Annotated in this window: 9 protein-coding genes and 2 pseudogenes; 6 read left to right on the top strand and 5 right to left on the bottom strand. The window is 62.3% G+C overall.

From position 1 onward, the window contains the following. Nucleotides 1-450: pseudogene (locus SE91_RS03605) on the bottom strand (pseudouridine synthase); the annotation flags it as partial. Nucleotides 451-571: 121 nt separating this feature from the next. Here SE91_RS03605 and SE91_RS03600 point away from each other — a divergent pair. After that, the gene (locus tag SE91_RS03600; protein WP_061846609.1) at nt 572-1,030 is read left to right on the top strand and encodes a nucleoside deaminase; all 459 of its coding nucleotides are present in this window, start codon (nt 572-574) and stop codon (nt 1,028-1,030) included. 133 nt (nt 1,031-1,163) lie between these two features. Here SE91_RS03600 and SE91_RS03595 read toward each other — a convergent pair whose 3' ends face one another. Beyond that, a complete protein-coding gene (locus SE91_RS03595) occupies nt 1,164-2,066 on the bottom strand; it encodes an alpha/beta fold hydrolase (protein WP_061846608.1) in 903 nt (300 codons plus the stop codon). Between the two features lie 204 nt (nt 2,067-2,270). Beyond that, nucleotides 2,271-3,554: a phosphoribosylamine--glycine ligase gene (gene purD, locus SE91_RS03590; RefSeq protein WP_061846607.1), complete on the bottom strand. Its 1,284-nt coding sequence runs from the start codon at nt 3,552-3,554 to the stop codon at nt 2,271-2,273. A gap of 328 nt (nt 3,555-3,882) precedes the next feature. Here purD and SE91_RS36845 point away from each other — a divergent pair, with 328 nt between their 5' ends. The 5 genes and pseudogenes from SE91_RS36845 (at nt 3,883) to SE91_RS03570 (ending at nt 8,020) form a co-directional block, all read left to right on the top strand. Then, nucleotides 3,883-4,419 carry a DUF262 domain-containing protein gene (locus tag SE91_RS36845; RefSeq protein ID WP_197489419.1) on the top strand — a complete coding sequence of 179 codons (537 nt, stop codon included), beginning with the start codon at nt 3,883-3,885 and terminating at the stop codon, nt 4,417-4,419. Between the two features lie 14 nt (nt 4,420-4,433). Further along, nucleotides 4,434-5,486 carry a hypothetical protein gene (locus SE91_RS03585; protein WP_197489418.1) on the top strand — a complete coding sequence of 351 codons (1,053 nt, stop codon included), beginning with the start codon at nt 4,434-4,436 and terminating at the stop codon, nt 5,484-5,486. A 74-nt stretch (nt 5,487-5,560) separates the two neighbouring features. Then, a pseudogene (locus SE91_RS03580) lies at nt 5,561-6,093 on the top strand (REP-associated tyrosine transposase). A gap of 174 nt (nt 6,094-6,267) precedes the next feature. Next, the gene (locus tag SE91_RS03575) at nt 6,268-7,032 is read left to right on the top strand and encodes an IclR family transcriptional regulator (protein WP_061846606.1); all 765 of its coding nucleotides are present in this window, start codon (nt 6,268-6,270) and stop codon (nt 7,030-7,032) included. A 175-nt stretch (nt 7,033-7,207) separates the two neighbouring features. Beyond that, nucleotides 7,208-8,020, top strand: a complete 813-nt coding sequence (locus SE91_RS03570; RefSeq protein WP_008544228.1) for a nickel-binding protein — start codon at nt 7,208-7,210, stop codon at nt 8,018-8,020. 116 nt (nt 8,021-8,136) lie between these two features. Here SE91_RS03570 and SE91_RS03565 read toward each other — a convergent pair whose 3' ends face one another. Further along, nucleotides 8,137-8,895: an SDR family NAD(P)-dependent oxidoreductase gene (locus SE91_RS03565; RefSeq protein WP_061846605.1), complete on the bottom strand. Its 759-nt coding sequence runs from the start codon at nt 8,893-8,895 to the stop codon at nt 8,137-8,139. Next, on the bottom strand, nt 8,892-10,067 hold the full coding sequence (locus tag SE91_RS03560) for an ABC transporter substrate-binding protein (RefSeq protein ID WP_061850921.1): 1,176 nt from the start codon (nt 10,065-10,067) through the stop codon (nt 8,892-8,894). Before SE91_RS03560 ends, SE91_RS03565 begins: the two co-directional genes overlap by 4 nt. Between the last annotated feature and the right edge of the window lie 61 nt (nt 10,068-10,128).

The following is a 10,128-nucleotide window of genomic DNA, read 5'->3' as shown; positions in this document are numbered from 1 at the left end:
GGTCCGGCCGGCCGGACGGGCATCGTCGCGATCCCGGCTGCGCGGCGGGCGGTCGTCGCGGTTATAGGAGGGGCGGTCACCACGGGGCTTGAACGGCCGCTTCTCGCCGTCGCGCGACGAGCGATCGGAAAACGGGCGGTCGCCGCGGGGCTTGAAGCTGCGCTCGCCGCGGCCTTCGCCACCGCGGTCGTCGCGCTTGAAGCGCGGGCGGTCGCTGAAATCGCGGCGCGGGGCATCGCCCTCCTCGCGGCGGCGGAACGGGCGGCTGTCACGGTCGCCGCGGGGCGGACGACTGTCGCGGTCGCCCCTCCCCGCACTCTTGCCCTCGAAGCCGCGCTTGGCGAATTTCTTGTCCGGGCCCCGCGGCTTGCCGCTGCGGCCCTTCGATGGGCCCTTGGCCGGGCCTCGCCGGCCGCGGGAATCGTTGTCTTTGTCGCTGTCGCGAGGCATGAATGATCTCACTTGACGGGGTCGTGCGATGAGCATTGTGCGCGCTCGCTGCGAGCCGCATGCTCAGGCAAAATCGGTATCCACTCTTGCTGAAGGCGGAGCTAGTAGCAGGTTTCTGGCGATGATACGAGGCATGAAAGCCCCTTCTTTCATGGATTTGGCGCTCGAGGCAGCCGAAAATGCCGGAAAATCGGGCGAAGTTCCGATCGGATGCGTGGTCGTGCGCAATCACGAGGTCATCGCCACCGGGGCCAACCGGACGCTGACCGACCGCGACCCGACCGCCCATGCCGAGATCGTCGCGCTGCGCGAGGCGGCAAAGAAGATCGGCACCGAGCGCCTCCCCGATTGCGACCTCTACGTGACGCTGGAGCCCTGCACCATGTGTGCGGGCGCGATCTCCTTTGCAAGGGTGAGGCGCCTCTATTACGGCGCGGCCGACCCCAAGGGCGGTGCGGTCGAGTCCGGGGTGCGGTTCTTCGCCTCCCCGACCTGCCATCACGCGCCCGACGTCTATTCCGGCGTCGGCGAGAGCGAGGCGGCCCGGCTGCTGCGGGAGTTCTTTCGCGAGCGGCGGTAGGAGCTATGCACTCCGACTTGACCGGGGCATCCAGTACGCCGCGGCCTGTCGAGTCGATCGCTGGCGTCACGGAGTACTGGATCGCCCGGTCAAGCCGGGCGATGACAGTTGTGGGTGTGGCGCACCGCGGTGCCTAAGCCGCGAAGAACTCGCGCAACGCCCGCGCGGTATCGTCCGGATTCTCCTCGGTGAGGAAGTGCCCCGAATCCACCGGCATGCCCGCGACGTTCGTGGCCCATTGCGTCCAGGTGTCGAGCGGGGTCGCGGCGGCCTGGGCGATGCCGGCATTGCCCCACAACGCCAGCATCGGAATGGTGATCTTCTTGCCGGCCTCGAAATCGGCCTTGTCGAGGTCGTAATCGAAATAGGCGCCGGCGCGATAATCCTCGCACATCGCATGGATGCGGGCGGGATCGCGGAACGGGGCGAGGTAGTGCTCGAGCGCGCGCGCGTCGATGGCGTCGAGCGTCTTCGACTTGGTCTGGCTCGCCATCTTGAAGCGCAGGAAGAACTCGCCATTGCCCGCGATCAGCGTCTCGGGCAGCGGATAGGGCTGCGCCAGGAAGGTCCAGTGGTAGATCTTCAGCGCATAGGCGCGGTTCATCCGCTCCCAATAATCATAGGTCGGCAGGATATCGAGCACGGCGAGCTTCGACAGCCGGCCGGGATGGTCGAGCGCCAGGCGGTAGGCGACGCGGCCGCCGCGGTCGTGGCCGGCGAGCGCGAAATGCACGTGGCCGAGCCGCTCCATCACCTCGATCATGGCCTTGGCCATGGCGCGCTTGCTGTAGGGGATGTGCAGCGCATCGCTCGCCGGCATGTCGGACCAGCCATAGCCCGGCAGGTCGGCGATGATCAGCGTGAAGGCGTCAGCGAGCTCAGGCGCCACCTGGTGCCACATCACATGCGTCTCGGAGAAGCCGTGCAACAGCAGCAGCGGCGGGCCCTTGCCCCCGACGCGGGCGAAGATGCGGCCGAAGGAGGTGTCGACCCATTCGGCGGCAAATCCCGGATAGAGGTCGGCGAGGTCGGACATCTTTTTGCATCCTTGTTGGTCAGTCGTGGGGGCCCGCCTCAACAAGACGTGGAAAACAACCCCATGCACAGTACCGGTATTATCGTCGGGGCAACTAACCCCAACTGCTGATTGCACATTCTGGATTGCGGATGTGGCGGCGCGGTGACGCAAAACGTCGAGATTTGCAGGTCGGCGCGTTGGCGCAACGTCCGGAATCGCGGCCTATTTCCCGGCCTTCTCCGCCTCCACGGCCTGCCAGCCGATGTCGCGGCGGCAGAATCCTTCCGGCCAGTCGATGCGGTCGACGGCCTGATAGGCACGGCTTTGCGCCTCGGTCACGGTCTTGCCGAGCGCGCAGACGTTGAGCACGCGGCCGCCATTGGCGAGGATCGCGCCATCCTTCTCGACGGTACCAGCGTGAAAGATCTCGGCGGTCTCGACCTTCGCGGCCTCCTCCAGGCCAGAGATCCGCGTGCCCTTCTGGTAGTCGCCGGGATAGCCCTTGGCCGCCATCACCACGGTGAGCGCGGCTTCCTGATGCCAGCGCAGGTCGAAATTCTTCAGCTGCCCGTCGCAGGCGGCGAGAAAGGCCGGCACGATGTCCGACATCATGCGCAGCATCAGCACCTGGCACTCGGGATCGCCGAAGCGGACGTTGAACTCGAACAGTTTTGGGCCCTGCGTCGTCAGCATGATCCCGGCATAGAGCACGCCGCGGAACGGTGTGCCACGCTGCTTCATGCCTGAGACCGTCGGCAGGATGATCTTGGCCATGATCGCGTCGTGGACGGCAGGCGTCACCAGCGGCGTCGGCGAATAGGCGCCCATGCCGCCGGTGTTCGGGCCGACATCGTGGTCGAACACGCGCTTGTGGTCCTGGGCCGAGGCCAGCGGTATAGCGGTCTCGCCGTCGCAGAGCGCGAAGAAGCTGATCTCGCGCCCCGGCAGAAACTCCTCGATCACGACTTCAGCGCCGGCCTCGCCAAAGGCGCCCTCGAACATCATGGCGATGGCATCCTCGGCCTCGCGCACGGTCTTGGCGACGACCACGCCTTTGCCGGCGGCAAGGCCGTCGGCCTTGACCACGATCGGCGCGCCCTGGCTTTGCACATAGGCGCGCGCGTCATTGGCGTTGGTGAAGCGCTTGTAGGCGCCGGTCGGGATGCCGAACTCGGTGCAGAGCGCCTTGGTAAAGCCCTTGGAGCTTTCGAGCTGCGCGGCCACCTTGCTCGGCCCGAACGCCTTGATGCCGCTAGCTGTGAGATCATCGACGATGCCGGCCGCCAGCGGCGTCTCCGGGCCGACCACCACCAGCTCGACCTTGTTCTGCTTGCAGAACTCGATCACCGCCGCATGGTCGGCGACATCGAGCGCCACGCATTCCGCCTCCTTCGCGATGCCGGCATTGCCGGGCGCGCACCAGAATTTGGTGACGAGGGGAGAGGCCGCAATCTTCCACGCCAGGGCATGTTCGCGGCCGCCGGAACCGAGCAGGAGAATGTGCATCGAAGGCTCAGGATAAGGGGTTTGCTGGGGCGGAGGTCGCATGAATCGGGGTGGGGCTCAAGGGGGGATGGGGCCCTCATTCCCCTGGCGCACCGCTTAGGCGCGAGTCCAGAATTCATCAGGCGGCGCGATGCGCAGACCGTTAGTCGCGCTCCGCAACCAAAGCCCCCTTTCTAACCTTCAACGAGCTTTCTCGGTTGACAGGACAGGCACGAAACGTGAGGCAAAACGGCGGCTTCGGCCACCGTTTCTGGTGGATACATGCCCATGACACAGCTTCGAGTAGCCGAATCGAGTACTGTTTGATGCTTTTGATGGGGCGCCTTGCATGTCCGAGCCGATGAACATCCGCAAGATCATGGAAGAATTGATCGCTGGGCGGATGCGCGTGCCAAACTTCCAGCGAGGCTTTGTGTGGGACCCTGAACGTGTCGCTTACCTGATGGATAGCATCTATAAGGGATATCCGTTTGGTTCGATCTTGCTATGGCGCACGCGACAAGAGTTGACCCATGAGCGGGACCTTGGACCGTTCAAGCTCCCGGCCAATGACCCTCAATACCCAACCGACTATATCCTTGATGGACAGCAACGCATCACGTCTATTTTTGGCGTTTTTCAGACTGAGATAAAACTCGGCGATCCGCCGCTCTGGTCGAAGATTTACTACGATCTAGCTGCGAGCGAAAACGCCCAGGAGAGCTCCTTCTTAGCCCTCGAAGATAGCGCAGTAGATCTCGACCGGCACTTTCCCGTCGGCTGCTTCTTTGATCCCGTCGCTCATCGTAAGGCTACCAGTAGGTACACGGGCGACGAGATGGTAGCCCGCATCGATCAATCCAAGCACGCTTCAAAGAAGCGCTGATCCCAGTGCAGACAATGGAGACCGAGGACAAGACAGCGGTTGCCATTGTGTTCGAGCGTGTGAACCAGCGAGGCGTTGAGCTCGATACGGTGCAGTTGCTTAGCGCATGGACCTGGAGCGGGGACTTTGACCTCAACAGGAAGTTTGAGGAGCTTGCCGAAGAATTGGCGCCCTTTGGCTTCAGGGATGTCGGGAGCGACAAGGATCTCTTGCTTCGTTGTTGCGCAGCCGTGATGGTGCGCGATCCATCGGCCGACGCTCTCATTACTCTCAACGGGTCGAAGGTGCGATCTTCTTTCCCTGAGGTAGCGGCCGGGATTAAAGGTGCGATCGATTTTCTGCGAAAAAATCTGCATATCGAGTCTCTCGACAATCTCCCCTACCAAAACTTGCTCGTCCCACTTACAGTTTTCTTCGCTGACGCATCGAATAAGCAGCACCGGATGACCAGCGCCCAACGTACTCAGGTATTAGTTTGGTTTTGGCGGACAGCTTTTGCGCGGCGTTATAACAGCCAGCCAGTCAAGAGCCTGAAAGAGGACGTCATTGAATTCTGGGAACTCAAAGAGAAAAAGCGAAATCTATTGACTGTTAATACAACGCCTGTGAGCATACCGTCAGACTTCTTCGAACAAGTGTTTCGGCTCAATTCGGTTGCATCGCGCACTTTCATTCTCATGTTGGCGCAGAACCAACCTACCTCGCTCATCAGTGGCAACAGAATTGACCTGAGAAAGGTACTCAAGGCGTACAATAGAAATGAGTTTCATCATATCTACCCGAGAACATACTTAAGATCTCAGTTCGAAGACGGCCAAAAGAACGGTGTGGTGGACCTATCGCTGATAGACGAGTCGGTATTTGCGAACATTTGCATCCTGTCTAAATCGGACAACAATCTAATTTCCGGCAAGGCACCAAGCGAATATAAAAAGATGATGCCGAAAGACACGTCACAGATCGAGCTGACCAATTTTCTTCCACCCGAGACTTGGTCCGATGATTACCGCGCTTTTCTCCATGCCCGCTCCAAATTACTGCGCAGCTACGCAGAGAGATTAATTTAATCCCTGTTTGCAACCGTCGGATTAGTTGAGCCCTTGCGGAACCCATCGCACTTGTTTCGTGGTAACGTTGCGTCATGACCGCGTACCGCCGCAACTTCGTTCCGGGTGGGTATTTTTTCTTCGCCGTCAATCTTGCGGGCGGAGCTGGCATTGTTGACAAATCATATCGAGATGTTACGCGCGGCGTTTCGCGATACGCGCCAGCGCCATCCGTTCACGATCGATGCCATCGTGGTTCTGCCTGACCACCTTCACGGTGTGGACGTCACCGGAAGGTGATGCCGATTTTGCGATGCGCTGGCAGCTGATGAAATCCACCCTTTTGTGCGGTCTGGCGCGCAATGAGAGGATCTCCCAAAGCCGCTCGGTCAAAGGTGAACGGGGCATTTGGCAACGCAGATATTGGGAGCATACCATTCGTGACGACGTCGATTTCGCGCGGCATGTCGACTATGTCCACATCAATCCGGTCAAGCACGGGCTCGTCAAACGGGTGCGTGACTGGGCGCCCTCCTCGTTTCATCGCCACGTCAAGCTTGGCAATGACCCGGCCGATTGGGCCGGCGATCAGTCGGATGACGGCCGCGAATACGGAGAACGCGGATAGAGAAGCGATGGGTTTCGCAAGGGCTCAACCCATCCTACGAGCTGGTGGATGATTTCGTCGAGCTCGGCCAGGCGCTTGCTGGCGATCGACTTTTCGCCGTGCGAGCAATCGGCTACACGGGAATTGCATTTTCCCCTGTGTGCTCGCGGGCGCTGATCCAACAAGGCCAAAGGAATGACTGAGAAGCTGCAGCCGGGCGCGCCCGCCCTGGAAAAGGGGCTGGACCTGCTGGAGGCGCTGGCGGGGGCGGCGCGGGGCCTCAGTCAGAAGCAGCTTGCCGAAGCGGTCGGGCGCTCGGTCAGCGAGATCTTCCGGATGCTGGTGGCGCTGGAGCGGCGCGGTTATGTCGCGCGTGATCCCGCGACCGGCGAATACACGCTGACGCTGAAGCTGTTTCGGATCGCCTCGCAATTCCCGCCGACCGAGCGGCTGCTGAAGGCGGCGCTGCCGGTGATGGAGCAGCTCGCCTCGCGCGTGCAGCTGTCCTGTCACCTCACGGTGCTGCACGGCGAGCAGTTCATGGTGATCGCCCGGATCGAGCCGGAATGGCTGATGGGCTGGTCGGTGAAGGTCGGCGCGGTGTTTCCGCTCACCCAGCAATATGCGTCGGCGAAGGTTCTGGCGGCCTTCCAGCTCGAGGGACGGCGCGAAGAGCTTGCGCAGGTCATCGCGACCAATGATCGGATCAGCGTCAAGAAGGCGCTTGCGGCGCTCGACCGCATTTCCGCGGAGGGTGGAAATTTCTCCAATGACGACGGCTATACGCGCATCCTTGCCTATAGCTGCCCGATCATCGAGGCCTCCGGCCGCGCGGTGGCCGCGATGACCGTCCCGCTGGTGCGGCAGGATCAGATCCCCGCCAGCGAGGCCAGCACCATTGCGGCAGAGCTGCGGGGCGCGGCGAGGATCGTATCCGAGAAGATCGGCGGCATCGCCTAACAACGTGTACTCATAGACTCGGCTTGCATGCAAAGCGGAAGCTCCGACCTCGGGCGGGATCGGCGGCTCGTGACCCCGCGGCGGACATCAGGACGCGGGGATTGGCACTTTCGGGAACTCCAAGCTTGGTGCAGACTTCAGGCCATATTTCGAAGAATTGGATCGGGTGCTGCCAATGCCAATTTTCCTTGACCGACACGATCTCTCGGGGCTGACCGCTGCCGATATCGCCGAGGCGCATCGCAAAGATTTGGAAGTGCAAGATAGATACGGCGTTCGTTTTCTAACGTACTGGTTTGATGAATCGCGCGGTACGGGCTTCTGCCTCATTGACGCACCGGATATCCGAACGGCGATGAAGGTTCATGACGAAGCTCACGGCGACGTAGCGAAAGATGTCATCGAAGTGGACCTCTCGGCGGTCCAGGCGTTTCTGGGGAGAGTATCCGACCCGGCACCTAGCGGCGCGGCAGACGATGTAAAATTCGATTCGGCGCTGCGGGCTATCTTGTTCACCGACATCGTCGGCTCTACCAGCATGACGGAGCGTCTTGGCGATGCTCGTTCAGTGGAGATGGTTCGGGCTCATGACGCGCTGGTGCGCCGGGCCTTGAAGGACGAGGGCGGGCATGTGGTGAAGCACACCGGCGATGGTATCATGGCATCCTTTGCCGACGCCGCTGCTTCCGTGCAATGCGCCCGCGCCATCCAACGCGCATTTGAAGCCTTTAATCTGGCGAGCAAGGAGAAGCTTCAGGTGCGAATTGGCATCGATGTCGGCGAACCGATTGCTGACAGCAACGACCTTTTCGGTGCGACCGTTCAACTGGCCGCACGTTTGTGTCAGTTGGCCGAACCGAATGCTATTCTCGTGTCAAAGGCTGTACGGGATTGCATCCGGGATCGCGTGCAAGTGTCAAGTTTGGGTGCCCATCAGCTCAAGGGCTTTCAGCAGCCCATTGATGCATACGGAATCGAGTGGCGTTAACTTTCGCGACTACCAGCGACGTCCGCTTCTGGACCCATCTGCGACCTCGGAAGCAATCTTGACGTTGACGCAAACCGGACATCAGCCGCCGGCCGCTCAATGAGTGCACGCTCTAGCTAGCCGGCGGTCATGCCCCCGTCGACGACCCAGGCCGCACCATTCACATGCGCGGCCTCGTCGGACGCGAGGAAGGCAACGATGTTCGCAACGTCCTGCGGCCGCCCATGGGCGGCCGGCGCACTTCGGCGCAATGCAATGTCGCTCTTGCGCGCCTGGCCTTCCAATTCCCGGATCATGCGCGACTCCACCGGGCCGGGGAGCACCGCGTTGACCCTGATCTTCGTTCCGGCCACATCGAGCGCGGCCGTACGCGTCAGTCCGAGCACGGCGTGCTTGGAGGCGACGTAGCCGGCGAGCCCTGCACGCCCGCGGATCGCAGATGTCGAGGCGGTGTTGACGATCGCACCGGTCCCACGCTGCATCATCCTTGCGATCACGTGCTTGAGGCCGAGGAACACCCCCTTCACGTTCACCTGCAGCAGTTGATCGAATGTCTCGTCCGGGTATTCGTGCAGAGGCGCGACGACACCCTCGATGCCGGCATTGTTGGCGAAGATGCCGATCGGCCCCAGGCGTGCTTCGGTCGCCTCGACGTAAGCGATGGTATCCCGGGCGATCGAGACATCGGCGCGGATCGCGAGTGCCCTCGCCCCGGCCTGCTCGACCAGCCGCGCCGTGGCGTTGGCCGCCGCTTCGTCGCGGTCGACGATCGCGACCGCAGCGCTCATCCGCGCCAGCCTCAGCGCAATGGCACGCCCAATGTCGCCGCCGCCGCCGGTGACGAGCGCGACCGGCGGCCGGTCACTGCCGCTCACGACTTCAGAAACTCGCAGCCGCCATCCGCCAGAGGCCGCCAGGCCTCAGACGGCGCAATGGTCTTGACCAGCTTGTAATAGTCCCAGGGATATTTGGAATCGCCGGGGGTCTTCACCTCGAACAGATACATGTTGTGCAACTTGCGACCGTCGGCCCGCACGCTGCCCTTGCCGAACAAGGGATCGTCGGTCGGCAGCTTCTTCATCTGCTCGACCACGGCCTTGCCGTCGCCGGAGGCGCCGAGCGCATCGACGGCCTTGAGATAATGCAGCGTCGTGGCGTAGGCGCCGGCATGCAGCGCGGTCGGATAGCGGTTGTTGTTGCGCGGCGCGAAGCGCTTGGTCCAGGCGCGGGTGTCGTCGTTCAGATCCCAGTAGAAGGATTCGGTGAACTGCAGCCCCTGCGCGATCTTGAGGCCGAGCGAATGCACGTCGCTGAGATACAGCACCGTCGCGACCACGCGCTGGCCCCCTTGCGGAATGCCGAACTCGACCGCCTGCTTGATGGAATTGATGGTGTCGCCGCCCGCATTGATCAGCGCGATGATTTCCGCCTTCGACGACTGGGCCTGCAACAGGAATGACGAGAAGTCCTGCGTGTTGATCGGCGTGCGCACGCCGCCGAGAACCTTGCCGCCGGCTTTCTGCACGACAGTCTTGATGTCGCCTTCCATGGCATGGCCGAAGGCGTAGTCCGCGGTGAGCAGGAACCAGCTCTTGCCGCCGCTCTCGACCACGGCGCGCGCGACCCCGGACGAGAGCGCGTAAGTGTCGTAGGTCCAGTGCACGAGATTCGGCGAACACGCCTTGCCGGTCAGGTCCGACGACGAGGCGCCCGAGACCAGCAGCGTCTTGTTGTTCTGCTGCACGATGTTGCGGACCGCGAGCGCGACGGCCGAGTTCGGCGCGTCGACGATCACGTCGACGCCCTGGCGGTCGATCCATTCGCGCGCGATGTTGGCGCCCACATCGGCCTTGTTCATGTGGTCGCCGCTGATGATCTCGATCGGCCGGGTCATCTTCGGTCCCGAGGCCTGGAAATCCTCCACCGCCATTTTGGCCCCCAGCACCGAGCCTGGACCGGTGACATCGGCATAGAGGCTGGACATGTCCGTCAGCACGCCGATGCGGAGCGGCTTTGTCTCCTGCGCCCGCGCGCCGAGCCCCGTCATGCCCAGCGCCAACCCGCCGGCGCCGGCCAGCAGCCCGCGGCGGCTCACCCGATATCGTCCA

Source organism: Bradyrhizobium sp. DOA1 (genome assembly GCF_001593325.1).
Classification (GTDB): Bacteria; Pseudomonadota; Alphaproteobacteria; order Rhizobiales; family Xanthobacteraceae; genus Bradyrhizobium.
Note: the sequence above shows the minus strand (reverse complement) of the source record. Positions and strands in the feature narration are given on the sequence as shown.